The sequence below is a fragment of the Pseudomonas sp. GW821-FHT01C01 genome, assembly GCF_059422645.1.
In genome coordinates this window covers 131,619-158,252 of record NZ_JBWKXF010000005.1, presented here as the reverse complement: position 1 = coordinate 158,252, position 26,634 = coordinate 131,619, and the positions used below count along the sequence as shown (strand labels likewise).

General features: G+C 60.1%; 22 protein-coding genes and 1 pseudogene. 10 read left to right on the top strand and 13 right to left on the bottom strand.

What is annotated here, in order from left to right; genetic code table 11:
* Positions 1 to 11: 11 nt before the first annotated feature.
* Positions 12 to 266, bottom strand: a complete 255-nt coding sequence (locus AC07XF_RS05570; RefSeq protein WP_495025710.1) for a hypothetical protein — start codon at positions 264 to 266, stop codon at positions 12 to 14.
* Positions 267 to 547: 281 nt separating this feature from the next.
* Here AC07XF_RS05570 and AC07XF_RS05565 point away from each other — a divergent pair.
* Positions 548 to 1,585 (top strand): annotated as a pseudogene (locus AC07XF_RS05565) (HAMP domain-containing protein); the annotation flags it as partial.
* A gap of 90 nt (positions 1,586 to 1,675) precedes the next feature.
* Complete coding sequence (locus AC07XF_RS05560; protein WP_371318464.1) at positions 1,676 to 2,440, top strand: methyl-accepting chemotaxis protein; 765 nt, start codon at positions 1,676 to 1,678, stop codon at positions 2,438 to 2,440.
* A gap of 133 nt (positions 2,441 to 2,573) precedes the next feature.
* Here the strand turns inward: AC07XF_RS05560 and AC07XF_RS05555 are convergent, their stop codons facing one another.
* From AC07XF_RS05555 to AC07XF_RS05535, 5 genes are all read right to left on the bottom strand, one after another.
* Positions 2,574 to 3,176 carry a DUF924 family protein gene (locus AC07XF_RS05555; protein ID WP_495025709.1) on the bottom strand — a complete coding sequence of 201 codons (603 nt, stop codon included), beginning with the start codon at positions 3,174 to 3,176 and terminating at the stop codon, positions 2,574 to 2,576.
* Positions 3,177 to 3,179: 3 nt separating this feature from the next.
* Positions 3,180 to 4,190, bottom strand: coding sequence for a class 1 fructose-bisphosphatase (locus AC07XF_RS05550; RefSeq protein ID WP_008005114.1), 1,011 nt, complete (start codon positions 4,188 to 4,190; stop codon positions 3,180 to 3,182).
* Positions 4,191 to 4,496: 306 nt separating this feature from the next.
* A complete protein-coding gene (locus AC07XF_RS05545; RefSeq protein ID WP_495025708.1) occupies positions 4,497 to 5,870 on the bottom strand; it encodes a DUF3999 domain-containing protein in 1,374 nt (457 codons plus the stop codon).
* A complete protein-coding gene (locus AC07XF_RS05540) occupies positions 5,867 to 9,073 on the bottom strand; it encodes a DUF2339 domain-containing protein (RefSeq protein ID WP_495025707.1) in 3,207 nt (1,068 codons plus the stop codon). Before AC07XF_RS05540 ends, AC07XF_RS05545 begins: the two co-directional genes overlap by 4 nt.
* A 269-nt stretch (positions 9,074 to 9,342) precedes the next feature.
* Positions 9,343 to 11,793, bottom strand: coding sequence for a glycogen/starch/alpha-glucan phosphorylase (locus AC07XF_RS05535; RefSeq protein WP_495025706.1), 2,451 nt, complete (start codon positions 11,791 to 11,793; stop codon positions 9,343 to 9,345).
* A gap of 257 nt (positions 11,794 to 12,050) precedes the next feature.
* On the opposite strand from AC07XF_RS05535, the gene AC07XF_RS05530 reads away from it, so the two are divergent.
* A complete protein-coding gene (locus tag AC07XF_RS05530) occupies positions 12,051 to 12,488 on the top strand; it encodes a YkgJ family cysteine cluster protein (protein WP_007989226.1) in 438 nt (145 codons plus the stop codon).
* A 218-nt stretch (positions 12,489 to 12,706) separates the two neighbouring features.
* Here AC07XF_RS05530 and typA read toward each other — a convergent pair whose 3' ends face one another.
* Together typA and thiI are read right to left on the bottom strand one after the other, a co-directional pair.
* Positions 12,707 to 14,527: a translational GTPase TypA gene (typA, locus tag AC07XF_RS05525; protein WP_495025705.1), complete on the bottom strand. Its 1,821-nt coding sequence runs from the start codon at positions 14,525 to 14,527 to the stop codon at positions 12,707 to 12,709.
* A gap of 139 nt (positions 14,528 to 14,666) precedes the next feature.
* Positions 14,667 to 16,121, bottom strand: a complete 1,455-nt coding sequence (thiI, locus tag AC07XF_RS05520) for a tRNA uracil 4-sulfurtransferase ThiI (protein ID WP_495025704.1) — start codon at positions 16,119 to 16,121, stop codon at positions 14,667 to 14,669.
* A 328-nt stretch (positions 16,122 to 16,449) separates the two neighbouring features.
* Between thiI and glnA the strand changes: the two genes are divergently transcribed.
* From glnA to AC07XF_RS05505, 3 genes are all read left to right on the top strand, one after another.
* On the top strand, positions 16,450 to 17,856 hold the full coding sequence (gene glnA / locus AC07XF_RS05515) for a glutamate--ammonia ligase (RefSeq protein WP_007970634.1): 1,407 nt from the start codon (positions 16,450 to 16,452) through the stop codon (positions 17,854 to 17,856).
* A gap of 297 nt (positions 17,857 to 18,153) precedes the next feature.
* On the top strand, positions 18,154 to 18,669 hold the full coding sequence (locus tag AC07XF_RS05510) for a DUF4124 domain-containing protein (protein WP_495025703.1): 516 nt from the start codon (positions 18,154 to 18,156) through the stop codon (positions 18,667 to 18,669).
* Positions 18,666 to 19,286 (top strand): DUF4124 domain-containing protein, encoded by a 621-nt coding sequence (locus AC07XF_RS05505; protein ID WP_495025702.1) that lies wholly within the window; start codon positions 18,666 to 18,668, stop codon positions 19,284 to 19,286. The genes AC07XF_RS05510 and AC07XF_RS05505 overlap by 4 nt, the downstream gene beginning before the upstream one ends.
* Positions 19,287 to 19,334: 48 nt before the next feature.
* Here AC07XF_RS05505 and AC07XF_RS05500 read toward each other — a convergent pair whose 3' ends face one another.
* Positions 19,335 to 19,493: a hypothetical protein gene (locus AC07XF_RS05500; protein ID WP_477775528.1), complete on the bottom strand. Its 159-nt coding sequence runs from the start codon at positions 19,491 to 19,493 to the stop codon at positions 19,335 to 19,337.
* Positions 19,494 to 19,516: 23 nt separating this feature from the next.
* Here AC07XF_RS05500 and glnL point away from each other — a divergent pair, with 23 nt between their 5' ends.
* Positions 19,517 to 20,602: a nitrogen regulation protein NR(II) gene (gene glnL / locus AC07XF_RS05495; protein ID WP_495025701.1), complete on the top strand. Its 1,086-nt coding sequence runs from the start codon at positions 19,517 to 19,519 to the stop codon at positions 20,600 to 20,602.
* Positions 20,599 to 22,035 (top strand): nitrogen regulation protein NR(I), encoded by a 1,437-nt coding sequence (ntrC, locus tag AC07XF_RS05490; protein WP_495025700.1) that lies wholly within the window; start codon positions 20,599 to 20,601, stop codon positions 22,033 to 22,035. Before glnL ends, ntrC begins: the two co-directional genes overlap by 4 nt.
* 535 nt (positions 22,036 to 22,570) lie before the next feature.
* Here the strand turns inward: ntrC and AC07XF_RS05485 are convergent.
* Positions 22,571 to 23,011, bottom strand: a complete 441-nt coding sequence (locus AC07XF_RS05485; protein ID WP_495025699.1) for a hypothetical protein — start codon at positions 23,009 to 23,011, stop codon at positions 22,571 to 22,573.
* On the opposite strand from AC07XF_RS05485, the gene trmL reads away from it, so the two are divergent.
* Positions 23,010 to 23,465, top strand: coding sequence for a tRNA (uridine(34)/cytosine(34)/5-carboxymethylaminomethyluridine(34)-2'-O)-methyltransferase TrmL (gene trmL, locus AC07XF_RS05480; protein WP_429489195.1), 456 nt, complete (start codon positions 23,010 to 23,012; stop codon positions 23,463 to 23,465). The two genes, AC07XF_RS05485 and trmL, sit on opposite strands and share 2 nt — an antisense overlap.
* Before the next feature lie 168 nt (positions 23,466 to 23,633).
* On the opposite strand, the gene secB is transcribed toward trmL, so the two are convergent.
* From secB to AC07XF_RS05465, 3 genes are read right to left on the bottom strand one after another with little or no spacing between them, the layout of a single operon-like run.
* Complete coding sequence (gene secB, locus AC07XF_RS05475) at positions 23,634 to 24,119, bottom strand: protein-export chaperone SecB (RefSeq protein WP_057397192.1); 486 nt, start codon at positions 24,117 to 24,119, stop codon at positions 23,634 to 23,636.
* A gap of 56 nt (positions 24,120 to 24,175) precedes the next feature.
* The gene (grxC, locus tag AC07XF_RS05470) at positions 24,176 to 24,430 is read right to left on the bottom strand and encodes a glutaredoxin 3 (protein ID WP_007989217.1); all 255 of its coding nucleotides are present in this window, start codon (positions 24,428 to 24,430) and stop codon (positions 24,176 to 24,178) included.
* A gap of 1 nt (position 24,431) precedes the next feature.
* Positions 24,432 to 24,845, bottom strand: a complete 414-nt coding sequence (locus tag AC07XF_RS05465; protein WP_007989216.1) for a rhodanese-like domain-containing protein — start codon at positions 24,843 to 24,845, stop codon at positions 24,432 to 24,434.
* Positions 24,846 to 24,997: 152 nt separating this feature from the next.
* Between AC07XF_RS05465 and gpmI the strand changes: the two genes are divergently transcribed.
* Positions 24,998 to 26,527: a 2,3-bisphosphoglycerate-independent phosphoglycerate mutase gene (gene gpmI / locus AC07XF_RS05460; protein WP_015093081.1), complete on the top strand. Its 1,530-nt coding sequence runs from the start codon at positions 24,998 to 25,000 to the stop codon at positions 26,525 to 26,527.
* Positions 26,528 to 26,634: the final 107 nt, after the last annotated feature.

Here is a 26,634-nt window from a genome sequence, read left to right as displayed (position 1 = left end):
ATCGCCCCGGTTTACTTCAGGCCTTGGCCGGAAAACATCAGCACTTTTTCACCGGCGAACTGCACGCTGATAAAGCTGTTCTTGTCGCCCCAGGTGCAACTGGACATGCCGAGCGCGCCTGAACAATCGGCGGGTTTGCCCAACAGCGTCTCCACATCGGCCTTGGCCATGCCGGCCGAGAGTTTCGAGTAGTTTTCCTGATTAACCTTGCTGCAGGCAGCGAGCAATACGCAGAACGAAAGCAGGGCGATGGAACGCAGCGACATGGTGAAACTCCGGGGGGCGTAGGGGATTGGCATGGCTGCCAAGCTGAAGCTTAGAAGAGAAAACCCCTGTCAGGTTCCCTGCCCGGCAGGCTATTTATCGGGCCACTCGTCTGCCTTTTGCCAAAATCAGCCACTTTCCGTGTTTACCGGGCATTTCGTCGTTTTTCAGAAAATCCGCCTAATCTTTGGCGCCGTTCAGTCGACATAAATGCAACGCAAAGCCACGTCGGTGGCATTTGCTCCCCCATTTTGTTGAACAGCCCCTCTGCGGTAGCGCATCCATGACCAGAAACATGAAATTCAGCCACAAGATCTTGCTGGCTGCCGCCCTCGTGGTAGCCGTCGCATTCGCTTGTTTCATCCTGTTCAACGACTATCGCCAGCGCGAAACCTTGCGCAACAGCACCGAAGCCTCGATGCAGGAACTCGGCAGCCTGACCACCAGTAACATCCAGACCTGGCTGGAAAGCCGCATGCAGTTGCTGCAATCAATGGCCCAACAAGTCACCGCCGATGGCAACGCTTCCGCCAGCCTGAAACGGATCATCGACCTGCCCGCCTACACCGGCAACTTCCAGCTGAGTTACTTCGGTGGCGCCGACGGCGTGATGTTCTCGGTCCCGGCGGGCAACCGCGCAGCGGACTACGACCCACGGGCTCGTGGCTGGTACAAGGCGGCCAATAGCGCGCAACAGACCATCGTCACCGAACCGTACATCGCCGCCTCCTCCGGAAAACTGGTGATCACCGTGGCCACCCCGGTGCAGCACCAGGGCCAGATGATTGGCGTGGCCGGCGCCGACATCGACCTGTCCAGCGTCAGCGCGATCATCAACTCGCTGAACTTCGGCGGTCACGGTCATGCGTTCATCGTCAGTGCCAACGGCAAGATCCTGATTCACCCGGACAGCAAGCTGGTACTCAAGAGCCTGGCCGAGGCTTATCCGAACGACACGCCGAAAGTCAGCCCGGGCATGAAAGAAGTCGAGATCGACGGCAAGCGCCAGTTCATCTCCTTCACCCGCGTCAACGGTGTGCCATCGGCGGACTGGTACGTGGCGCTGGTGCTCGACCAGGAAACGGCGTTCTCGATGCTCAGCGAGTTCCGCACCTCGGCGATCATCGCCATGGTGATTGCCGTGGTGATCATCATCGCCCTGCTGGGCATGCTGATCAGCCTGCTGATGCAGCCGCTGCTGACCATGGGCCGCGCCATGCACGACATCGCTGAAGGCGAAGGTGACCTGACCAAACGCCTGACCATCCACGGCCACGACGAATTCGGCGCGCTGGGGCTGTCGTTCAACCGCTTCGTCGAGCGCATTCACGCCTCGATCATCGAAGTGTCCTCGGCCACTGGCCAGGTCAACGAAGTGGCTCTGCGTGTAGTCGCCGCCTCGAACTCGTCGATGTTCAACTCCGACCAGCAAGCCTCGCGCACCAGCAGCGTGGCCGCGGCGATCAACCAGCTCGGTGCCGCCGCCCAGGAAATCGCCCAGAACGCCGCCCTCGCCTCGCAACATTCCAGCGATGCCCGCAGCCTGGCCGAAGACGGCCAGCAGGTTGTGGATAAAACCATCGCGGCGATGCAGCAATTGTCGGCCAAGATCAGCGATTCGTGCGGCAACATCGAAACCCTCAACAGCAACACGGTAAACATTGGGCAGATTCTGGAAGTGATCACCAGCATCTCCCAGCAAACCAACCTGCTGGCCCTCAACGCCGCCATCGAAGCGGCCCGCGCCGGTGAGGCCGGCCGAGGCTTTGCCGTGGTAGCCGATGAGGTACGCAACCTGGCCCACCGCACCCAGGACTCGGCGCAGCAAGTGCAGACGATGATCGAAGAGCTGCAAGTCGGCGCCCGGGCAGCGGTGGGCATCATGACCGACAGCCAGCGCCAGAGCGAAAGCAGCGTCGGCATCGCCAACCAGGCCGGCGAACGCCTGGGCAGCGTGACCCAGCGCATCGGCGAGATCGATGGCATGAACCAGTCGGTAGCGACGGCCACCGAAGAACAGACCGCCGTGGTGGAATCGATCAACGTCGACATCACCGAGATCAACACGCTGAACCAGGAAGGCGTGGAAAACCTGCAGTCGACCTTGCGTGCGTGTGCCGATCTTGAGCAGCAGGCGGCGCGGTTGAAGCAGCTAGTTGGTAGCTTCAGGATCTGAGGCGCGTTCACCGGCCCCTTCGCGGGCAAGCCCGCTCCCACAGGGATCTACGGTGGACACAAATTTTGTGTCCGACCAAATCAACTGTGGGAGCGGGCTTGCCCGCGAAGGCGGCATCAGCCGCCATGAAGATCTAGAACCTTGACCCTGGCTTGGAGAGAAACGCCAACTCCTCAGCCGTAGACTCGCGCCCCAACACCGCATTGCGATGCGGAAAGCGCCCAAATTGCGCAATCACCCTCTGGTGTCGCTCGGCATAGTCCAGGTAATCGCTGAACAGCGCCCGATCAGTCTCCGGCTGCTGCGCTACCAGCTCGATGTAGCGCGAGACGCCTTCGTTCTGCACCGCAAGGTTTTCGCTGTGCTCGAACACCAGGTAGATGAACACCCGCTGAATCGGCTGCAACTGCCGGTCGAAATCCGCGGCAATGCCTTGGGCTACCAGCTTTTGCGCCCGGAGATCGCCTGCAAAGGCTTTGGGAGTATCGCGAAAGATCATTCGCGGAATTTGATCGAGCAACAGCACCAGCGCCAGCCAACCTTCGGGACGTTGCATCCACTCGGTCAATCCGCCGGCCAGTGCCTGCTCGGCCCAGTCCCCGAAACGCTCGCGCGCTTCGAGGTCCTGGCTGTCGCGCTTGCCGAACCATAACTTGCCCTTCTGCGCCGCCACTTCGCTCGCTGACTCGGAACTCCCGAACCACCAATCAAGCAACGGCTGCCAGGGCGCGGTCATGGTTTATTCCTTGTGGTAAGCCGTGACGCGGGCAACTTCTTCTTTCGAACCGAGGAACACCGCAACACGCTGGTGCAGGCCTTCCGGCTGGATGTCGAGGATGCGCTGGTGGCCGTCGGTGGACGCGCCGCCCGCTTGTTCCACCAGGAACGACATCGGGTTGGCTTCGTACATCAGGCGCAGTTTGCCCGGCTTCGACGGCTCGCGGCTGTCACGTGGGTACATGAACAGACCGCCGCGGGTCAGGATGCGGTGTACGTCGGCCACCATCGCGGCGACCCAGCGCATGTTGTAGTTCTTTTTCAGCGGACCTTCTTCGCCGGCCAGCAATTCGCCGACGTAGCGCTGTACCGGAGCTTCCCAGTGACGCTGGTTGGACGCGTTGATGGCGAATTCCTGGGTGGTTTCAGGAATGGTGATGTCTTCATGGGTCAGGACGAAGCTGCCCATTTCACGGTCCAGGGTGAAGCCTTTCACGCCGTCGCCCAGGGTCAGGATCAGCATGGTCTGCGGACCGTAGATCGCGTAACCGGCGGCCACTTGCTGGGTACCTGGCTGCAGGAAAGCCTTTTCATTCAAGGGCTCGTTCTGGCTCAGGTATTCGTTCGGGCAACGCAGCACCGAGAAGATCGTACCGACCGGCGCGTTGATGTCGATGTTCGACGAACCGTCCAGCGGGTCGAATACCAGCAGGTACGCGCCTTTCGGGTATTTGCCCGGGATCTGGTAGGCATTGTCCATTTCTTCGGACGCCATACCGGCCAGGTGACCGCCCCATTCGTTGGCTTCGAGCAGGATTTCGTTGGAGATCACGTCGAGCTTCTTCTGCACTTCGCCCTGGACGTTTTCAGTGCCCATGCTGCCCAAAACGCCACCCAGGGCGCCTTTGGATACGGCGTGGCTGATCTCCTTGCAGGCACGCGCCACCACTTCGATCAGGAAGCGCAGATCGGCAGGAGTGTTGTTGCTGCGGGTCTGCTCAATCAAATAGCGACTCAAGGTAACGCGGGACATGGAAGGCTCCGGTGGAATGGGGGGGCTAAAAACCCGCGCAGTTTAGCGCGAGTCGGGGCGCATTTCCTCCTATCAGACGTGATCGGTCAAAGAGAGTTCATGCGCGGGGATGAGCGTAGTTGGAAATGGGCCGCGCGTGGAGCTCGAATGGATAGCAGATTTCGATATCTTTGGTGATCGGCAGACCGTATTCGCGAGCAATCCCGCTCCCACATTGGACCAGCTGTGCACACACCATTTGTGCCACGAAGCAGATCCAGTGTGGGAGCGGGCTTGCTCGCGAATGGCGCGAAGCGCCAGCCTTCTTCAGGATTTGGCAGAGGGCTTGCGCAGCAAACTGAACGCCATCGCCACCAGGAACACCACGCTGAGCAACAACACCGTCCACAAACCGAATTTCTTCCAATGAGCGTCAATCGGCGCAGACGTGATGACCGTCGACGGCTTCATGGCCACCGCCCCGACATCTACCATGGCCCTGCCCAGGGTCGCCAGTTTCTCCGGGGTGTAATCGGGAATCAGCGTCGACAGCGGCAAGTTCGCGGTCTTCGCTGTCGCATTCCCCAGCGCCAGGGTATAAGGCCCTGGCCCGCGCGCCAGGAACACCAGTTGCGTGGCGCGCACGGCAAACTTCAGCGTCGGCGCCTGTGCACCCAGGCCGCCGCCGCGTTCGTCCACGCTCAGTTTCAATTGCTGTACGAATTGCCCTGACAACGACAATTCGTTTTGCACCACGTCCTGACCGTTCTGGCTCAGGCGATAGAGCAAACCGCTGACCACTGGCTGCCACGGCAGACTGCTGTCGCGACGGCCGGCCAGGCTCACCGGCGCCAGGCTGTTGGGCTGGCTCAACTCAACCTGCACCCGCTCGACATTCAGCCCCATCGGCAACTGCCAGGTGTATTCACCCGCCTTCACGCTGCTGCCGGCCAACGCCTGGGACCAGACCAACGGCAGCGGCAGGCTGCGGGTGCTGGCACTTTGCAGTTGCGCCGAAGTCAGCGTCGGCGCCGAATGCGGTGTGATCCACAGCAATCGCAAGTAGCGCGCCGACTGGCCCGGCAGGCTGATTGCACGCTGTTCGATCCGCTCGTCGGCAAAGGCCAGGCGCGCCACCTGCCCTTCGCCCCAGGACTGCCAATGCTGTAAATCGTCGCTGGCTTCGAGAGTGAAACGCTGAAAGCCGTCGTGCTCGCTGGTCCAGTCGAGAATCAACTGCTGCAACGGCGCCTTGATAGCCGAAGCGTCGAGCAGCCAGCCGCGCAACTCCTCTTCACCCGCCTCCAGCTGACTGGAGGGCTGTACCTCGACCAACGTGCCGCTGGCGCTCGATTGCACCCGCACGCTCGGCGCGGTTTCAGTGGCGTCCACCGAGTTGTACAGCGCAAACCATTTCACCTCGGTCAAGGTGCGGGTTTCACTGCTCTGCGCCGACTGCCGGGCCAGGGCATAAGCCTGAACATCACCCACGGCATTGAACACACGCACATCGCTCAGGTCAGCCTGCCGTGCATTCAGTTGTACGTTCAGGGGCAGCTCAAGGCGATACCAAGGGCCTTCGCCCGTCACCGACAAGGGCACTTGCGTGGTGAAGTCCGCCGGTTTTTCCTGCGCAACCGCCGACAACGCCACACCCATTGCAACAGCGCCCAACCAACCCAGGCTCAGCTTCTGACTCAAGACGACACTCCTTCGGATTCCGGGACCGGTTTCTCGATATCCGGCACAGCTTCGGCGCGTTTGGGCGGCAGCGGGGCGAAGTAGCCCACCACCAGCAGCAACACGCCGACACCGATAAACGACACGATCCGCGCCAGCCCGCCGCGATTACTCAGTTCGACAAAAAACAGTTTGGCCACGACCACGCCGATCAAGACAGCACCGATCAGCCAGACTTCGCGGCGGCGACGCAAATGGCCGCCGATCATCAGGCTCAGGGCCATCAAGGTCCAGACGATGGACAGCCCGGCTTGTACCCGCATCGACTCCAGCAACAGATCCAGCTCATAGGGCACCCCGCTCCAATGGTGCGCCGTGCGCATCACCAGCGCAGTAAAGAACACGAACAACGAGGCACCTGCGAGCCCTTGCGTGGCGATGGCGGTGTAATCCTCGCGGACCGCCAGTTGTGTCATGGCGCTGCGGGACCAGACATAGACACCGAACAACGCAAACAACAGGCCCAGCTCCAGCGGATTGATCAATGGCACGTAGGGTAATGGCTCGGCGTTGCCGTCACTGGCGATGTTCGCCAGCCAGAACCAACCGAGCATCAACAACGCCAGCGGCGCGGCAGCGTATACGCGGTATTCGCGTGGATACGCCGACACCGGCCAAGGCCACGCGCGAGGGGCCGCCATCAACACCAGATAAAGGCTTGGCAGAATTGCCCAGCCCAACCAGCGCCAGGCGTTGTATTGCTCGGACAACACCAGCAAGCCGTAACGCAGTTCCAGGGCCAGTACGCCAATCAACAGCCAGCAGCCGAGCACATGGGCGACACTTGGTGCGCGTGCCGGCAGCATTGGCGCCAGGCGTCGCAGGGACATGAAATGCACCACGAACACGGCGGCCCACGCCAGCCAGCCGAAGTTGGCGGCCGGGTGATAGCGCGAATGCCAGGCCGCGAGCAGCACCAGCGCCGCAACGGGAATCAACACCGTGCAGAGCCCCCCCAGTGACGGCCAACTCAGGCGCAGTGCCAATATCGTCCACAGCGCAACACTCACGGCAGCGATGCTCAATAACAAGGTTGCCTGCATCGGCAACGGCGCAAAGTGCAGCACGTCGATGACCCAGGCCAACGCCCACCAGCCTGCACCCCACACCAGCAACGCCTGGGACAACCGCAATAGACTGAGCCCTTCGAACGCTCCGGGCGAATGACCCCTCTGCAAACGCCAGGCACCGACCATCGCGGCCAGCCCCAGCACCAGCGGCGCCCAGAATCCGCCATGGGCCAAGGGTTGCAGCCCTTCACTGAACAACGGTCCCGTCGCCAGGAACAGCGCACCACCCAACAATTGCACAGCGAGCGCGGTGAACAGGAACGTGCGCGATTGCAGGCGCAAGCCAACAAACAACGTCAGCGCCCCGGCCAAGGCCCAACTGATCACCGTGCCGTGGCTGAAGAAAAACAACGGTGCCAGCAAATAGAGAAACGCCAGCCCGAGACAAGCCAATACCGGCAGACCCTTTAGCTCCCAAGACCTGGTCTGCTCCGGCAAGGCTTTACGCAACTGCTGGAAACTGAACAGCAATGCGATGCCCAGCAACAGCGCGCCTAACGGCACACCGCCGAGCAGGCTGCTCTCGCTGCTGTGCAACTCACTGAGAAACGCCAGCGCAGAGCCCAGCTGCAGGAGCAAGGCAAAACCCCGGGCCAAGGGCCTTTGCTGGCGCAGGCCGAGCCAGAAGATCCCCGCGCCTTCCACCGCCCACGCCGCCGTCGTCCAGCGTGCATCGAGCCCCATTGGAATTGCCAGGCTGGCGAAGATCACGCCCAAGGCCAGGCAAGTTTCCCCCAGCAACAGGGTGCGCCCGGTCATCAGCCAACGGGCGAGCCCCATGTAAATCATGCCCAGCGCCAAGGCACTGAACGCTGCAGCGAATTCCAGATGCTGCACCAGTGCGAACTGCAAGCCGAAACCCGCCAGCGGCGGACCGAACAGCAGCGTGCCGTCGACGTAGTCACCCTTGCGCGCCGACCACTGCAGCAGCGCTTCGCGACTGCCCTCTGCCGGTGCATCGCTCATTTCCATCAGCTTGCGCCGGGCGAACAGCAATCCAATGGCCAGGTACATCAGGAAAAACACAATCAGAAACGGCTCGGTGCTCCACAGCAGCTCCGGCGAGTAGGAGCGCAGACCCCAGGCGAAACCGATGCCGAAGGTGCCGCTGAACCCGATGACATTCAACAGCCGCCAGGCCTTGAACCAGGCAATGGCGAGGATGCCGGCGTTGAGCAGGGCAAAGTAACTGAACAGCGCGACGTGGCTGCCGGCGCCGGTGGAGGCCAGGATAGGGGCGGCGAATCCACCCAGTGCGGCAGCGGCGGCCAGCCCCAGGGAATCCTGGGTAATGGCGAGGATTGCCGAGCAGACCGTCACCGCCACCAGCAGGCCAAATGCCGCCGAGGGATCGAGCAACGGATGCAGGCGCATCGCGGCAAACACTGTCAGGTACAACACGGCGATCCCGGCGCCTTGCAAGATCAACGCATAACTGCTGTTGCGGGTTCTCAACCACCAACCCAGCCCAAGCAACCCCAAGGCTGCCGCCGCAACGCCTGCGTAGCGCAACTCAACCGGCACCACCATGCCTTCGGTGGCGTAGCGCAACAAAAAGGCCAGGCCGAGGAACAGCAGCACCACGCCGACCCGCAACACGGTATTGCCGCCGAACAGCCAGGCGCGGGCGCGGCTGATGGCGCGGTCAATAAGGTTCGGGCCACGCGGGGGGACGGGTGGTTGTGCTTCGCGAGCGATCGGCTCGGACTTCCAGGCATCGACGGGCTGTGGGCGACTGGTTTCGCTGGCTGCTGCGGCGATCGGTTCGAGCTCTGGCGGCAATTCCCAGATCAATTCCGGGGCTGCAGCAGGTGCTTCATCAAGGACGGTTTCAGGCGATACAAACGGTTCGCGGGTTTCCGGCGCCTTGACGCCTGATGCTTCGAGCGCCGCCAGCCGTTGCTCGACCGCCTGCAGCGCTACCTGCGCCTGTTCCAGCAGGCGCTGCTGCTCGACTGCCCGAAGGTCCATGCGAGCCATGCGAACGACCTGGCCGATACCCAATCCGAGTAATGCGCCCAGCAGTGCATCACTGAATGACTCGTCGAGTATCCAGCCGAGCACCAGCCCGATCAGCATGAACATCCATTGCATGGTTGATATCCCTAAGCAGCCCCATCGCGGGGCAAATCCGGGTGGTACAGCGTCTGGTTCAGTTTAGTGGCCAGACACCCGGAATCCAGTGTGAGAGCAGATTACATCTGCACCACAAACCCAATGTGGGAGCGGGCTTGCTCGCGAAGGGGACATCACATTCACCATTGATAGTGAATGTCGGTCCGCTTTCGCGAGCAAGCCCGCTCCCACAGGGGATGAAGGTGATGCTTAGTATATCGACCAGGCCCGGCAATACGGGCGTAAAACTACTCCAGCGCCTTCCAGATCTCCGTGGCGTACTCGCGGATGGTCCGGTCGGACGAGAACCAGCCCATCCGCGCCGTGTTCAACACCGCCGAACGCCACCACTGGTTCGAATCGTGCCAATGGGCTTCGACGCGCATCTGCGCGTTCCAGTAGGAATCGAAGTCAGCGCAGACCAGGAAGCGGTCGTAGTCCACCAGCGAATCGATCAACCCGGTGTAACGGGACGGATCATCCGGCGAGAACACCCCGCCACGAATCGCTTGCAGCACATCGTTCAGGCGATGGGACGCGGCGATGTCCGGTACGGCACTGAACTCATGGTTCTGCTTGCGTGCTTCCACCTGTTGCGCACTGAGGCCGAAGATGAACATGTGTTCGGCACCGATGCGCTCGCACATTTCCACGTTGGCCCCGTCCAGGGTGCCGATGGTCAGCGCGCCGTTCAGGCCGAATTTCATGTTGCTGGTACCGGATGCTTCGAAACCGGCGGTGGAAATCTGCTCGGACAAATCTGCCGCCGGAATGATGCTCTCCGCCAGGCTGACGTTGTAGTTGGGCAGGAACACCACTTTGAGCAAGCCGCGTACGGTCGGGTCGTTGTTCACCACCCGGGCGATGTCGTTGCTCAGTTTGATGATGAGTTTGGCCTGGTGATAACTCGCGGCGGCCTTGCCGGCGAAGATTTTCACCCGTGGCACCCAGTCGATTTCAGGTTCGGCGCGAATCGCCTGGTACAGCGCCACGGTGTGCATCAGGTTGAGCAACTGGCGTTTGTATTCATGGATTCGCTTGACCTGCACATCAAACATAGCCGCCGGGTTCACCGCGATACCCAAGCGCTCATGAATCAGGTACGCCAGGGCTTTCTTGCTGTGCAGGCGTTGCTCGGCAAACGCCTTGCGAAATGCATTTTTCTCGGCGAACGGTTCGAGGGCGAGCAAGCGCTCTTCCGGGTTATCCAGCACTTGAGGCCCGAGGGCATCGACCAGCATCGAGGTCAGCTCGGGGTTGGCCTGATACAACCAGCGACGGAAGGTGATGCCGTTGGTTTTGTTGTTGATCCGCTCCGGGTAGAGCTTGTGCAGTTCGGAGAACACCGTTTGGCGCATCAGTTGCGTGTGCAACCCGGACACACCGTTGATGCTGTGGGAACCGAGAAACGCGAGGTTGCCCATGCGCACCCGGCGACCGTTGTCTTCCTCGATCAGCGACACCGCGCGCAGCACGTCGAAGTCATGAATGCCTTTGGCCCGCAGGGAGTCGATGTGCTGGGCGTTGATCAGGTAAATGATCTGCATGTGCCGCGGCAGCATGCGTTCCATCAAGCCGACTGGCCAGGTTTCCAGCGCTTCGGGCAGCAAAGTGTGGTTGGTGTAGGACAGTGTATCGACGGTGACCTGCCACGCTGCATCCCATGCCACGTCATAGACGTCGACCAGTTGCCGCATCAGTTCAGCCACGGCAATCGAAGGGTGAGTGTCGTTGAGCTGGATCGAGGCGTGATCGCCCAGGGTCAGCACCGAGGTGTGCATGTTGCGATGGCGGCGCAACAGATCCTGCAATGAGGCGGCGACGAAGAAATACTCCTGGCGCAGGCGCAACTCCTGGCCGGCCTCGGTGCTGTCCGCCGGGTACAGCACCCGGGAGATACTCTCGGCCCGGGCCACTTCGGCAACGGCGCCCAGGTGGTCACCGGCGTTGAAACGCTCCAGGTGCAGATCTTCCATGGCCCGGGCGCGCCACAGGCGCAACGTGTTGACGCTCGCCCCGCGCCAGCCGACCACCGGCGTGTCGTAAGCAATCGCCCGCACGGTTTCCGCTGGGGACCAGATTTGCCGGGATTTGCCGGCGTCGTCGGTCAGGGTCTGGACACTGCCGCCAAAACCGATGGTGTAAACCACTTCCGGCCGCTCGAACTCCCAGGGGTTGCCGAAGTCCAGCCAGTGTTCGGTCTGCTCCTGCTGCCAGCCGTCGACAATTGCCTGGCGGAACAATCCGTGTTCATAGCGGATGCCATAGCCATGACCGGCGATGCCCAGGGTCGACATGCTTTCCAGGAAACACGCTGCCAGACGCCCGAGGCCGCCGTTGCCCAGGGCCGCATCGGGCTCCAGCAAGCGGATGCGCTCAAGATCGACGCCGAGTTCGGTCAGGGCTTCACGGGCCACATCGAGCAGGCCAAGGTTGCTCAGGCTGTCGAAGAGCAGCCGGCCGATGAGAAACTCCAGGGAAAGGTAATAAACGCGCTTCTGGCCTTTGCGGTAAATCTGCCGCGTGTGGTCCATCCAGTGCTCGACCATGTGATCCCGCGCGGCCAGGGCAATGGCTTCGAACCAGTCGTGGTCGAAGGCGTGATCCGGGTCTTTACCCACTGCATAAGTGAGTTTGGTCAAGACGGCGTCGCGAAATGCGGCCACCTCTGCTTCGCGAACAAGTGGTTCTTGAGTCATCGATAGGACCTCGAGCGAGCTTGGGTTGTCTGAGCCTAGACGGTCTGACAGGCGGTAGAGGCTCTGGTTCGGCAGTTTTTCCTTTGAATACGAGCTGGTCCGACAATGCGTTGTCATGTGCCTGAATGAATGCAGGGCTCGTGCCTAATTTTCCGGTTGTTTGCACCGCCCGCGAAAAAAATCTGGCGAAAGGTTGTTCAAAAATCCACCAGTCCCGGTATGATCGCGCGCCCTGATGCACACGCTGGTAACAAACGATGATGAAGCCGAACCTGATCGCTGCCGCAGAGATCGACCGCCTCGATACCTGGGCCAAGTACTCTGCCCCGATGTGCGGCTCGTGCATGTCCAGCTGCTGCACCCTGCCCGTCGAGGTCAAGATCAAGGATCTGATCCGCATTGGCATCGTCGACGAGTTCGAGCGCGGTGATCCACCGAAGAACATCGCCAAGCGCCTGCAAAAGGAAGGGATCGTCGAGCGTTACAACCAGAAGTCGGAAATCTTCACCCTGCAGCGCATGAGCAACAACGATTGCCTGTACCTGGATCGTAAGAGCCGTCTGTGCACTATTTATGAAAAGCGCCCGGATACTTGCCGCAACCACCCGAAAATCGGCCCGCGGCCGGGGTATTGCGCGTACAAGCCGAAAGAAGTGGAGCGCGAGCGGAATTCGCGGAGTATCGAGCGGTTCTGATACTTCCTGACATTTTCGGCGGTTGATCGGCCGCCTTCGCGGGCAAGCCCGCTCCCACATTGATTGGTGCCGGACATAAATTATATGTACGACACAAAACCCTGTGGGAGCGGGCTTGCCCGCGAAGGGGCCGGCACAAACACCGCATAAATCCCACACAAACAAAAACGCCCCCGGCCTTTCGACCGGGGGCGTTTTTGTTCAGCCGGGGCTAAATCTTATGCCTTGGCTTTCTTGGCAGCGCGGGTACGCTCGCTTTCGTCCAGGATCTTCTTGCGAAGACGGATGGACTTAGGAGTCACTTCACACAGCTCGTCGTCCTGGATGAATTCCAGAGCCTGTTCCAGGGTGAAGCGAACAGGTGGAACCAGGGCGATGGTTTCGTCTTTACCCGAAGCACGCATGTTGTCGAGCTTCTTGCCCTTGGTAGGGTTGACGCCCAGGTCGTTGTCACGGCTGTTCAGACCAACGATCTGACCGTTGTAGATTTCCTGACCGTGTTCAACGAACAGCTTGCCACGCGCCTGCAGGGTTTCCAGGGAGTAGGTCAGTGCCTTGCCGGTTTCAACCGAAACCAGAACGCCGTTCTGACGGCCGGACATGTCGCCGGACTTCATCACGTCGTAACGGTCGAAGATCGAGGTCAGGATGCCAGCGCCGTTGGTCAGGGTCAGGAACTGGTTACGGAAACCGATCAGACCACGAGCAGGGATGTTGTATTCCAGACGTACACGGCCCTTGCCATCCGGCACCATGTTGGTCAGGTCGCCCTTACGCAGGCCCATCTCTTCCATCACCTTGCCCTGGGATTCTTCCGGCAGGTCGATGGTGACGTTTTCGAACGGTTCGTGCTTCACGCCGTCAACCAGACGGATGATCACTTCCGGACGGCCTACAGCCATTTCGAAGCCTTCGCGACGCATGGTTTCGATCAGTACCGAGAGGTGCAGTTCGCCACGGCCGGAAACCTTGAACTTGTCAGCCGAGTCGCCTTCTTCAACGCGCAGTGCAACGTTGTACAGCAGCTCTTTGTCCAGACGTTCCTTGATGTTACGGGAAGTCACGAACTTGCCTTCTTTACCGCAGAATGGCGAGTCGTTTACCTGGAAGGTCATGGAAACGGTTGGCTCGTCAACGGTCAACGGCTTCATCGCTTCGACCATGTCCGGGTGGCACAGGGTGTCGGAGATGAACAGCGAGTCCATACCGCTGATGCACACGATGTCGCCTGCTGCAGCTTCTTCAACGTCTACACGGTGCAGACCGTGGTGACCCATCAGCTTCAGGATACGACCGTTACGCTTCTTGCCGTCGGCGCCGATAGCCACAACCGGGGTGTTCGGCTTGACGCGACCACGAGCGATACGGCCAACACCGATAACACCCAGGAAGCTGTTGTAGTCCAGTGCGGAGATTTGCATCTGGAACGGACCTTCACGGTCAACAGCCGGCGCCGGTACGTTGTCGACGATCGACTGGTACAGCGGGGTCATGTCTTCAGCCATTTCGGTGTGGTCCAGACCGGCAATACCGTTCAGGGCCGAGGCGTAGACGACTTTGAAGTCCAGCTGTTCTTCGGTGGCACCCAGGTTGTCGAACAGGTCGAAGATCTGGTCCAGAACCCAGTCAGGACGCGCGCCCGGACGGTCAACCTTGTTGATGCACACGATTGGACGCAGGCCGGCTTCGAAAGCCTTCTTGGTCACGAAACGGGTTTGCGGCATAGGGCCGTCTTGAGCGTCAACCAGCAGCAGAACGGAGTCGACCATCGACATTACGCGTTCAACTTCGCCGCCGAAGTCGGCGTGGCCCGGGGTGTCCACGATGTTGATGTGGTAGCCGTTCCAGTTGATGGCGGTGTTTTTCGCCAGAATGGTAATACCGCGCTCTTTTTCCTGGTCGTTGGAGTCCATCACGCGCTCGTCATTGAGCTCGTTGCGCTCCAGGGTGCCGGATTGACGCAGGAGTTTGTCTACCAGGGTGGTTTTACCATGGTCAACGTGGGCAATGATGGCGATGTTACGTAGATTTTCGATCACTTGTGTATCTCGATCAGAGGATTCGGTGTGCTGACAAGTCTTGGCAGCGATTAACAGTAGCGTCCGTGAAAGCCGTTACAGCTTGACGGTGGCATCGGGGGGCCGGTGACGCAGGCCACAGGCAAACAGCCCCGGGCACTTAGCTCGGTCGATAAACGCGCACATTGGCATGCCCCTCACTGAGCAAATGGTGGGCATGCAGGCGACTCATCACGCCTTTGTCGCAATACAGCAGGTACTGGCGAGTAGGGTCCAGTTCCTTGAAACGAGCGTTCAGTGCATAAAACGGCATCGTTTGTACCTCGATGCCAGCAAGGTCCAGCGGGTCGTCTTCAGCGGCATCCGGGTGACGGATGTCGATGACGATCTGACCGGCCAGCGCTTCGCTGACTTCTTCAATCTGCAGGTCCTGGCCCAATTCGTCGATCACCCGATCGATCGGCACCAGCTTGGCGTTTTCGAGCGCACGCTCGAGCACCGCCATATCGAATTCTTTCTCTTCGTGCTCGACACGGTAGCGCTTGGCGGCCGTCTTCGGATTGACCGAAATGACGCCGCAGTACTCCGGCATGTGCCGGGCGAAATCGGCGGTGCCGATTTCGTTGGCCGTGTCGATGATGTCCTGCTTGTGACTGGCGATCAGCGGGCGCAAGACCAGTTTGTCGGTCACGCAATCAATCACCGACAGGTTCGGCAGCGTCTGGCTCGACACCTGGGAAATCGCCTCACCGGTGACCAGTGCCTCGATGTGCAGTCGATCGGCAATTTGGGACGAAGCGCGCAACATCATACGCTTCAATACTACGCCCATATGACTGTTATCGACTTTGCCGAGAATTTCGCCCAGCACTTCCTCGAACGGCACACTGACAAATAGCACGCGCTGGGAGCTGCCGTACTTCTTCCAGATGAAATGCGCGACTTCCATGACGCCCAGTTCATGGGCACGTCCGCCCAGGTTGAAGAAGCAGAAATGCGCCATCAGGCCGCGGCGCATGATCTGGTAAGCCGCCACGGTGGAGTCGAAGCCGCCGGACATCAGCACCAGCGTCTGCTCCAGTGCACCCAGCGGATAACCGCCGATGCCGTTGTGCTGGTTATGGATCACAAACAACCGTTGGTCGCGAATTTCGATACGGACTTCGATTTCCGGGTTTTTCAGGTCAATTCCGGCGGCGCCGCACTGGCGACGCAGCTGGCTGCCGACGTATTTTTCGACATCCATGGAGCTGAACGGGTGCTTGCCCGCACGCTTGCAGCGCACCGAAAAGATCTTGCCGGCCAGCGCATCGCCGTAGTGCAGCTTGCACTTTTCGAGCACGTCGTCGAAGTCGACGTACGGGTATTCATCAACCTGCAGGAAATGCGCGATGCCCGGCATGCAGCACAGGCGTTCGCCCATCTCTTTCAAGGCCTTGGGCTCGGTGATACGGGTTTCCAGCTCGAGGTTGTCCCACACGCCGTTCACCACCACGGCCGGGTCCAGATCGCGGAGCACGGCACGGATGTTCTTGGCCAATTGGCGGATGAAACGCATCCGTACCGGGCGGCTCTTGATGGTGATCTCGGGGAAGACTTTTACGATTAATTTCATGGAAACAGCGCGCGCAGGGCCTGCCGAAAAAGGGGGGCGCGGATTATAGCGGAAATTGCTCAAGGTTTAACCAGTTAATGTGCAGAAGGTTTTGCGCGCACCAAAACAGGTCATTTATTGGATTTAGCGCCACATTACAGGGCGAGATTTTCTGCTTTAAAGCGCAAAATGCCCTCACTAGCGTGTTTTTGGGGCAAAAAACCCATGCTGGGGCACTGGCATGCAATTTGCTCCCTTGTGAGGCAGGTTGCCTTGGCAGAGTATTCGCGCCGGCATCACCCACATTTAAGGGCATCCATTACTAGCCCGAAGCCACCCGGAGGACACTATGTCGAAGTCGGTTCAACTCATCAAAGATCATGACGTCAAGTGGATTGATCTGCGCTTCACGGACACCAAAGGCACTCAGCACCACGTGACCATGCCGGCTCGCGATGCGCTGGATGACGACTTCTTCGAAGTCGGCAAAATGTTCGACGGTTCCTCCATCGCTGGCTGGAAAGGCATCGAAGCCTCCGACATGATCCTGATGCCGGACGACTCCACCGCTGTTCTGGATCCGTTCACCGAAGAACCGACCCTGATCCTGGTCTGCGACATCATCGAACCTTCGAGCATGCAAGGCTACGACCGCGACCCACGTGCGATCGCCAAGCGCGCCGAAGAACACCTGAAGGCCACCGGTATCGGTGACACCGTATTCGCCGGTCCGGAGCCAGAGTTCTTCATCTTCGACCAGGTCAAGTTCAAGTCCGACATTTCCGGCTCCATGTTCAAGATCTACTCTGAACAAGGTTCGTGGATGTCCGACCAGGACATCGAAGGCGGCAACAAAGGCCACCGTCCAGGCGTCAAAGGTGGTTACTTCCCGGTTCCGCCGTTCGACCACGACCACGAAATCCGTACCTCCATGTGCAACGCACTGGAAGAAATGGGCCTGACCGTCGAAGTTCACCACCACGAAGTGGCGACTGCCGGCCAGAACGAAATCGGCGTCAAGTTCAACACTCTGGTGAAGAAAGCCGACGAAACCCAAACCCTGAAGTACGTCGTGCACAACGTTGCCGATGCCTACGGCCGCACCGCGACCTTCATGCCTAAGCCACTGTACGGCGACAACGGCTCGGGTATGCACGTACACATGTCCATCTGGAAAGATGGCAAGAACACCTTCGCTGGCGAAGGCTATGCCGGCCTGTCCGACACCGCCCTGTACTTCATCGGCGGCATCATCAAGCACGGTAAGGCCCTGAACGGCTTCACCAACCCGGCAACCAACTCCTACAAGCGTCTGGTTCCAGGCTTCGAAGCTCCAGTGATGCTGGCCTACTCGGCTCGCAACCGTTCCGCTTCGATCCGTATTCCTTACGTGTCGAGCCCGAAAGCCCGCCGTATCGAAGCACGCTTCCCGGATCCAGCTGCCAACCCGTACCTGTGCTTCGCAGCACTGTTGATGGCTGGCCTGGACGGCATCCAGAACAAGATCCACCCTGGCGACGCTGCCGACAAAAACCTGTACGACCTGCCGCCTGAAGAGGCGAAAGAGATCCCACAAGTTTGCGGCAGCCTGAAAGAAGCCCTGGAAGAGCTGGACAAAGGTCGTGCGTTCCTGACCAAAGGCGGCGTTTTCAGCGACGACTTCATCGACGCTTACATCGCCCTGAAAAGCGAAGAAGAAATCAAGGTACGTACCTTCGTACACCCACTGGAATACGAGCTGTACTACAGCTGCTGATCCGGTAGCGCTGCGGCACGCGGCGTGACAAAAAGAGGCCTCCTTCGGGAGGCCTTTTTATTGCCCACGATTCAACGGCTGACGCACATCCCTGTGGGAGCGGGCTTGCCCGCGAAGGCGTCGGTACATCCAATATCTCTTTCTCAGACAGACCGCTTTCGCGAGCAAGCCCGCTCCCACAATGAATTACTGCGTTCTAGAGAGATTGATAATTCATACCCAAATGTTTAGCGGCTTGGTTCAAACACACAGCCTGACCTATGCTGCAACCCAACACTTTCGTTTCCGGTCGATTCCATGGGTCGTGGTTTTCTCTTCATCCTGTTGCTGATCGTTCTACCCGCCACGGCGCAGATCTATAAGTACACAGACGCCAACGGCACCACCGCGTACAGCAACCAACCGCCTGACGGCATCAACGCCCAACCCGTCGACTTGCCACCCCTCAACAGCGTTGAACGCCAGCCTCCCGGCGAAGCCGCGCCTGCTGCTGAAACCGCGCGTAATGAACAACTCCGCAAGGCCTATGAAGTGCTTGAGCTGACGGGCCTGCCGACCACCGAAGCCCTGCGTGCCAACAACGGCACGTTCACCGTTAACGTACAGATCAAACCACGCCTGCAAAGCCCGCATCTGCTTCGGCTGCTGCTGGACGGTCAGCCCTACGGCCAGCCAGGCAATGTGCCGATCCTGCAACTGGTTAACATCGATCGCGGCGAACACAGCCTCGCCGTGCAGGTGATCGATGGCGAAAACGTTGTGCAGCAGAGCCCCACCGCGACCTTCACTGTGCAACGAGTACACACACCTTGAAGACCTGGCTGCTGATCGCCTGCTTCATCGCGCTTCCCGCGTCGGCAGAGGTCTTTACTTACGTTGACCCTCAAGGCAACCGTGTTTTCACCGACCAACCCAAACCCGGCAACGCCACGCATGTACCGCTGGTAAAGAGAAATCGAATAGCAGCCAACCCCACCAGCGCAGCGCCGTTGGTTGCCGAGAGCCGTCCCGAAGAACAAGCGCTGTTCCACTATGATGTGCTGCGCATTCTGGTCCCGGAACCCGACGCGACCATCCGCAGCAGCGCCGGTGAAATCATCGTCAGCGTCACCAGCGAACCAGGCCTGCAACGGGGTCATCGCTACCGATTGCTGCTCGACGGCCAGCCCACCGCCGAACCCGGCCTGAGCCCGGTGTTCCCGTTAAGTAACATTGATCGCGGCAGCCATACCCTGTCCGTGGAAATCCTCGACGAACAGGGGCGCATCGTCGAACGTACCGCCAGCCAACCTTTCCATATGCAGCGCACGTCTCTTGCCCAGAAGCACAAGATCAAACCCTGCGCCCTCGAAGACTACGGTCAGCGGCCGGAATGTCCGCTCGGCGACAAACCCGCCGAAGAAAAAAATCCTTTCCTGCGACTTTTCTAACCTCGTTCAGGTTTGCGCACTATATTGGTGCAATTGCTTGCACCCTACTCACATTCCAACCCATTTTGGTTCGAAAGTACCCGCAAAAGCCGGAAGAACGCCACGCAAACGAGCGTCAAACGCCTGTTTCAGGCGCTGAACGCTTCTTTTCGGAGCCTTGGTTTGGTTTTTGCATTTTGCCCGTACCAGCGTTTTTTTCTTGCGCATGCTCTGCTCTAAAAGAGGTCCCGATGACCATTAGCGACGCACTCCACCGTTTGCTACTCGACAACCTCACCACCGCCACCATCCTGCTCGACGCCGGACTGCGCCTCGAGTACATGAACCCGGCGGCGGAGATGCTGCTGGCCGTCAGCGGTCAGCGCAGCCACGGGCAGTTCATCAGTGAGTTGTTTACCGAATCGACCGAAGCGCTGAACTCGTTGCGCCAGGCCGTCGAACAAGCGCACCCCTTCACCAAGCGCGAAGCCATGCTCACCGCCCTCACCGGCCAGACCCTGACCGTCGACTACGCGGTAACGCCGATTCTGAGCAACGGCGACACAATGCTGCTGCTCGAAGTCCACCCCCGCGACCGCTTGCTGCGAATCACCAAGGAAGAAGCACAGCTGTCGAAGCAGGAAACCAGCAAGATGCTGGTGCGCGGCCTCGCCCATGAAATCAAGAACCCGTTGGGCGGGATTCGCGGCGCGGCACAATTGCTGGCCCGGGAACTGCCGGAAGAAAGCTTGCGCGACTACACCAATGTCATCATCGAAGAAGCCGACCGCCTGCGTAACCTGGTGGATCGCATGCTCGGTTCCAACAAGTTGCCGTCACTGGCCCCGTGCAATGTCCACGAAGTGCTGGAGCGCGTCTGCCATCTCGTAGAGGCCGAAAGCCAGGGCTGCATCACCTTGGTGCGCGACTACGATCCAAGCATCCCCGACGTCCTGATCGACCGCGAGCAAATGATCCAGGCGGTCCTGAACATCGTGCGCAACGCCATGCAGGCCATCAGCAGCCAGAACGAACTGCGCCTGGGGCGCATCAGCCTGCGCACCCGCGCCATGCGCCAGTTCACCATCGGCCACGTGCGCCATCGCCTGGTGACCAAGATCGAGATCATCGACAACGGCCCGGGCATTCCTGCGGAACTTCAGGAAACCATCTTTTTTCCCATGGTCAGCGGTCGTCCGGACGGTACCGGGCTGGGCCTGGCCATTACCCAGAACATCATCAGCCAGCACCAGGGCCTGATCGAATGTGACAGCCACCCCGGCCACACCACTTTCTCGATCTTTCTGCCACTGGAACAAGGAGCCACATCGACATGAGCCGTAGTGAAACCGTGTGGATCGTCGATGACGACCGTTCTATCCGTTGGGTCCTGGAAAAAGCCCTGCAGCAGGAAGGCATGACCACGCAAAGCTTCGACAGCGCCGATGGCGTGATGAGCCGCCTGGCGCGCCAGCAACCGGACGTGATCATTTCCGACATCCGCATGCCCGGCGCCAGCGGCCTGGACCTTCTGGCGCGGATTCGCGAGCAGCATCCACGGCTGCCGGTCATCATCATGACCGCTCACTCCGATCTGGACAGCGCTGTCGCGTCCTATCAGGGCGGCGCCTTCGAGTATCTGCCCAAGCCATTCGATGTCGACGAAGCGGTTTCCCTGGTCAAACGCGCCAACCAGCACGCTCAGGAGCAGCAGGGCCTGGAAGTCGCCCCGACACTGACCCGCACTCCGGAAATCATCGGTGAGGCGCCGGCGATGCAGGAGGTGTTTCGCGCCATCGGCCGCCTGAGCCACTCCAACATCACCGTGCTGATCAACGGCGAGTCCGGGACCGGTAAAGAACTGGTGGCCCACGCCCTGCACCGTCACAGCCCGCGGGCGGCTTCGCCGTTCATTGCGCTGAACATGGCGGCGATTCCAAAAGACCTGATGGAGTCTGAACTGTTCGGCCACGAGAAAGGCGCGTTCACTGGCGCGGCCAACCTGCGTCGCGGGCGCTTTGAACAAGCAGACGGCGGTACGCTGTTCCTCGATGAAATCGGCGACATGCCCGCCGATACCCAGACCCGTTTGCTGCGCGTACTGGCCGATGGCGAGTTCTACCGTGTCGGCGGCCATGTGCCGGTGAAGGTCGATGTGCGCATCATTGCTGCGACCCACCAGAACCTGGAAACACTGGTACATGCCGGGAAATTCCGTGAGGACTTGTTCCATCGTCTGAATGTGATCCGCATCCACATCCCGCGCCTGTCGGACCGTCGCGAAGACATCCCGACCCTGGCCAAGCACTTCCTCGGCCGCGCCGCGCAAGAACTGGCCGTCGAGCCAAAACTGCTGAAAAGCGAAACCGAGGAATACCTGAAGAACCTGCCGTGGCCCGGCAACGTGCGGCAACTGGAGAACACTTGCCGCTGGATCACGGTGATGGCGTCGGGTCGCGAAGTGCACATCGGCGACCTGCCACCGGAGCTGCTGAGCCTGCCGCAGGATTCGGCGCCCGTGACCAACTGGGAGCAGGCCCTGCGTCAGTGGGCGGACCAGGCGCTGGCCCGCGGTCAGTCAAGCCTGCTCGACAGCGCCGTGCCAGCCTTCGAACGGATCATGATCGAGACCGCCCTCAAGCACACCGCCGGTCGCCGCCGCGATGCCGCCGTTTTGCTGGGTTGGGGCCGCAACACCCTGACGCGCAAGATCAAGGAATTGGGGATGAAGGTTGATGGCGGGGATGATGAAGAGGGCGACGAAACCTGAGTAATCACTGAGCACACGATCCTGTGGGAGCGGGCTTGCTCGCGAAAGCGGTGTAACAGTCAACAACGGGGTTGAATGTTATGGCCCTTTCGCGAGCAAGCCCGCTCCCACATTCAAAGCTGCGTGCACCGCCTGAATGCACCGTGAACCGCAATCGCGCACAAAAACAGCTTCGAATCCCCACCTGCTTTCGCAATCGAATCTCTTTCGAAAAAACACGAAAGCCCCGAATCTCGGGGCTTTCAGCGTTTCAAACCGTTTTTTTGTTTCTCTTTGTGAAAGCTGGCACGCCCCCTGCAATAACCCTTTCAAGTGATTCAGATCACCGACCCGGTTTCGGGGACCTTGGTACAGGCAGGCCGGGGATTCCCCTCTTTACACCGGGCTCACACCGCACCCGCGACGAGCCCGACCGTTTTGGGGCCCTTGATACAGGCAGGTCAGGGGTTCCTTCTTTACACCAGGCTCAAACCGCACTCGCGACGAGCCTCCCGTTTCGGGAACCTTGGTACAGGCAGGCCGGGGATTCCCTCTTTTATTGCTCCCGGAGATGGATCTCCAGCCGCCAGCGGTCATCGACCTCACTACCGGCCCACTCGCCCTGCAGGGGCCGGGCCGCCACCAGTGTCAGCAACAACCCCCCATCGCTCAAACGTACCCGCCAGTTCACGTCCTTGTCGCCGAGCTTGAGCTGGCCTTTCTGCGCCTTGCCCTCGGCGCCAATCAGCAGCGCGACACTGCCGTCCACCATTTCGCCGTGGGTCTTGGGTTCATTGTTGAACCACACCACCAGTCCGTCGTTCGTCACCTCGACCTGCTGCAACTGACTGGGGTCTGGCGTGGTCAGGCGACCGATCATCATCCCGACCATCACCCCGACAATCGCCAGCGAGCCCATCACCCGCAGGAATAGTTTCGAACGCACGCCGGCTGGCGGCGTAGAATGCGCGTCATCTTTACCTTCGGAGCCGTGCATGTTTCACGTCATCCTTTTCCAACCAGAAATTCCGCCGAATACCGGCAACGTTATCAGGCTGTGCGCCAACAGTGGCTGCCACCTGCATTTGATCGAGCCGCTGGGCTTCGAGATGGACGACAAGCGCCTGCGCCGGGCCGGTCTCGACTACCACGAGTATGCCACCCTGCAACGCCATGCGGACCTGGCCAGCTGCCTGGAAAGCCTCGGTCACCCGCGGGTGTTCGCGTTCACCACCAAGGGTTCGCGACCGTTCCATGATGCCAGCTTCGCCCCGGGCGACGCATTCCTGTTCGGCCCGGAAAGTCGAGGCCTGCCCGCCGAGGTGCTCGACGCCCTGCCCGCTGACCAACGCCTGCGCCTGCCGATGCGCGAGGGCTGCCGTAGCCTGAACCTGTCGAATACCGTGGCCGTCGCGGTTTACGAAGCCTGGCGTCAAAACGGCTTCAAATAACACCGCAATCCCCTGTAGGAGCTGGCTTGCCAGCGATAGCGGTGTATCAGCCAGCTCAAAGGTTGGATGTTATGGCGCCTTCGCTGGCAAGCCAGCTCCTACAGGTTTCGTTTGCTCCATGAAAAAAGCGCCCTCAGAGGCGCTTTTTTCATGGAGCAAACGAAGCTTTTATTGAACGGTCGGAGTCTCGCCAGCAGCCTGCATGCGTTGCAGCTCTTGAGCGTACAGCGCATCGAAGTTCACCGGAGCCAGCATCAGTGCCGGGAACGAACCGCGGGTCACCAGGCTGTCCAGGGTTTCGCGAGCGTACGGGAACAGGATGTTCGGGCAGAACGCACCCAGGGTGTGGCTCATCGAAGCGTCATCCAGATTCTTGATCAGGAAGATCCCGGCCTGCTGCACTTCGGCGATGAACGCCACTTCGTCACCGTTTTTCACGGTAACCGACAGGGTCAGCACGACTTCGTGGAAGTCAGCTTCCAGCGTCTTTTGACGGGTGTTCAAATCCAGTGCGACGCTCGGCTCCCACTGCTGGCGGAAGATCGCCGGGCTTTTCGGAGCTTCGAAGGACAGGTCACGCACATAAATGCGCTGCAAGGAGAATTGCGGTGCAGTTTCTTCTTCGTTCGCAGCAGTGTTCTGTTGGTCAGTCATCGCAGATCCTTCTTGATCCAGGGTTCTTTTAGGTTTGCTTGTTTGGGGTATAACCGTCAGGCCTCGAGCAGCGCGTCGAGTTTGCCCGCGCGCTCCAGGGCGAACAAGTCATCACAACCGCCCACGTGGGTGCTGCCGATCCAGATTTGCGGCACGGACGTACGTCCGGCCTTCTGGGCCATCGCAGCGCGCACCTGCGGTTTGCCATCGACCTTGATCTCTTCGAAGGCCACGCCTTTGTTCTCGAGCAGGTACTTGGCTCGCGAGCAGTAAGGGCAGTAATCGCTGGAATAGACGACGACGCTACTCATATCACTTCACCAGCGGCAGATTGTCGGCTTTCCAGCTGGAGATACCGCCGGACAGCTTGGCGGCGGTGAAGCCGGATTTCATCAATTCGCGAGCGTGGGTGCCGGCGGTCTGGCCCATGGCGTCGACCAGAATGATGGTCTTGGCCTTGTGCTTTTCCAGTTCGCCAACGCGGGCGGCCAGTTTGTCCTGGGGAATGTTCACCGCACCGACAATGTGACCGGCGGCGAAATCCTTGCTCGGACGAATATCGACCACGACGCCAGCGTCCTTGTTGACCAGGCCGGTCAGTTCGCCGGTGCTCAGGCTACGGCCGCCGCCCTGCATTTGATAGGCAATCAGCAACGCCAGCAGTACGACGAAGATACCGACGAGAATGTAGTGGTTAGTGGCGAATTCAATCAGGTGAGCAACCATCGAAGGAGGTTCCAGGGCGTTAAAATGTCGGCCAGTATACACAGCCACTATGGTGGGCCAAACCCCGTCCGGCGGTGACGTGGCCGGAACTTAGCTTTAAACTGCCACTCCCTTTTCCATCGCCCCTTTTTACTTAAGCCAGAGCGAATTCCATGACTACCACGCCTAAACCTTTGGTCCTGATGATTCTCGACGGCTTCGGTCACAGCGACAACCCCGAATCCAACGCCATTTTCGCGGCGAAGAAGCCTGTACTGGATCGCCTGTGGGCCACCGTGCCGAACGGCCTGATCTCGGGCAGCGGCATGGACGTCGGCCTGCCGGATGGCCAGATGGGCAACTCCGAAGTCGGCCACATGAACCTCGGCGCCGGCCGCGTGGTGTATCAGGACTTCACTCGCGTCACCAAATCGATCCGCGACGGCGAGTTCTTCGAAAACCCGACCATCTGCGCCGCCGTGGATAAAGCCGTCGCCGCCGGCAAAGCCGTGCATTTCATGGGCCTGCTGTCCGATGGCGGCGTGCATAGCCACCAGGATCACCTGGTCGCCATGGCCGAACTGGCGTTCAAGCGCGGTGCTCAAAACATCTACCTGCACGCCTTCCTCGACGGCCGCGATACCCCGCCGAAAAGCGCGCAATCGTCGATCGAACTGCTCGACGCGACCTTCCAGGCCCTGGGCAAAGGCCGGATCGCCAGCCTGATCGGTCGTTACTACGCCATGGACCGCGACAACCGTTGGGACCGCGTGTCCCAGGCCTACAACCTGATTGTCGATGGCCAGGGCGAATTCAACGCCGCCACCGCTCAGGAAGGCCTGCAAGCGGCATACGAGCGTGGCGAGAGCGACGAGTTCGTCAAAGCCACCTCCATCGGTGAGCCGGTAAAAGTCGAAGACGGCGATGCCGTGGTGTTCATGAACTTCCGCGCCGACCGCGCCCGCGAGCTGACCCGCGTGTTCGTCGAAGACAACTTCAGCGAGTTCGAGCGTGCCCGCCAGCCGAAACTGGCCGGTTTCGTCATGCTGACCCAATACGCCGCCAGCATTCCTGCCCCGTCGGCCTTCGCCGCCGGCAGCCTGGAAAACGTGCTGGGCGATTACCTGGCGAAAAACGGCAAGACCCAGCTGCGTATTGCCGAAACCGAAAAATATGCCCACGTAACCTTTTTCTTCTCCGGCGGTCGCGAAGAACCGTTCCCGGGCGAAGAACGCATCCTGATTCCGTCGCCGAAAGTCGCTACTTATGACTTGCAGCCGGAAATGAGCGCACCGGAAGTCACCGACCGCATCGTCGACGCCATCGAAAACCAGCGTTACGACGTGATCGTGGTCAACTACGCCAACGGCGACATGGTCGGCCACAGCGGCGTGTTCGAAGCGGCGGTCAAGGCTGTTGAATGCCTCGACCTGTGTGTGGGCCGCATCGTCGATGCCCTGGAAAAAGTCGGCGGCGAAGCCTTGATCACCGCTGACCATGGCAACGTCGAGCAAATGTCCGATGAAACCACTGGCCAGGCGCACACTGCGCACACCACCGAGCCGGTGCCGTTCATCTATGTCGGCAAGCGCGACTTGAAAGTCCGTGAAGGCGGCGTGTTGGCGGACGTGGCGCCAACCATGCTGAAGTTGCTGGGCCTTGAGCAACCGGCGGAAATGACCGGGACTTCGATTCTGGTCTGATTAGATCTCCAAAACGCAACAAACCCTGTGGGAGCGGGCTTGCTCGCGAAAGCATTGTGCCAGTCGACATCAATGTTGCCTGACACGCCGCATTCGCGAGCAAGCCC

Bases quoted from the DNA above. Each gene is read 5' to 3' on its own strand.
- AC07XF_RS05510 (WP_495025703.1), top strand. From the start codon at position 18,154: ATGGGTCGTGGTTTTCTCTTCATCCTGTTGCTGATCGTTCTACCCGCC.
- AC07XF_RS05555 (WP_495025709.1), bottom strand. From the start codon at position 3,176: ATGACCGCGCCCTGGCAGCCGTTGCTTGATTGGTGGTTCGGGAGTTCC.
- secB (WP_057397192.1), bottom strand. From the start codon at position 24,119: ATGACTGACCAACAGAACACTGCTGCGAACGAAGAAGAAACTGCACCG.
- AC07XF_RS05570 (WP_495025710.1), bottom strand. From the start codon at position 266: ATGTCGCTGCGTTCCATCGCCCTGCTTTCGTTCTGCGTATTGCTCGCT.
- AC07XF_RS05550 (WP_008005114.1), bottom strand. From the start codon at position 4,190: ATGTCCCGCGTTACCTTGAGTCGCTATTTGATTGAGCAGACCCGCAGC.
- AC07XF_RS05500 (WP_477775528.1), bottom strand. From the start codon at position 19,493: ATGCGCAAGAAAAAAACGCTGGTACGGGCAAAATGCAAAAACCAAACC.
- AC07XF_RS05485 (WP_495025699.1), bottom strand. From the start codon at position 23,011: ATGCACGGCTCCGAAGGTAAAGATGACGCGCATTCTACGCCGCCAGCC.
- trmL (WP_429489195.1), top strand. From the start codon at position 23,010: ATGTTTCACGTCATCCTTTTCCAACCAGAAATTCCGCCGAATACCGGC.
- ntrC (WP_495025700.1), top strand. From the start codon at position 20,599: ATGAGCCGTAGTGAAACCGTGTGGATCGTCGATGACGACCGTTCTATC.
- gpmI (WP_015093081.1), top strand. From the start codon at position 24,998: ATGACTACCACGCCTAAACCTTTGGTCCTGATGATTCTCGACGGCTTC.
- AC07XF_RS05535 (WP_495025706.1), bottom strand. From the start codon at position 11,793: ATGACTCAAGAACCACTTGTTCGCGAAGCAGAGGTGGCCGCATTTCGC.
- AC07XF_RS05540 (WP_495025707.1), bottom strand. From the start codon at position 9,073: ATGCAATGGATGTTCATGCTGATCGGGCTGGTGCTCGGCTGGATACTC.
- thiI (WP_495025704.1), bottom strand. From the start codon at position 16,121: ATGAAATTAATCGTAAAAGTCTTCCCCGAGATCACCATCAAGAGCCGC.
- AC07XF_RS05530 (WP_007989226.1), top strand. From the start codon at position 12,051: ATGATGAAGCCGAACCTGATCGCTGCCGCAGAGATCGACCGCCTCGAT.
- glnA (WP_007970634.1), top strand. From the start codon at position 16,450: ATGTCGAAGTCGGTTCAACTCATCAAAGATCATGACGTCAAGTGGATT.
- AC07XF_RS05560 (WP_371318464.1), top strand. From the start codon at position 1,676: ATGTTCAACTCCGACCAGCAAGCCTCGCGCACCAGCAGCGTGGCCGCG.
- AC07XF_RS05465 (WP_007989216.1), bottom strand. From the start codon at position 24,845: ATGGTTGCTCACCTGATTGAATTCGCCACTAACCACTACATTCTCGTC.
- glnL (WP_495025701.1), top strand. From the start codon at position 19,517: ATGACCATTAGCGACGCACTCCACCGTTTGCTACTCGACAACCTCACC.
- grxC (WP_007989217.1), bottom strand. From the start codon at position 24,430: ATGAGTAGCGTCGTCGTCTATTCCAGCGATTACTGCCCTTACTGCTCG.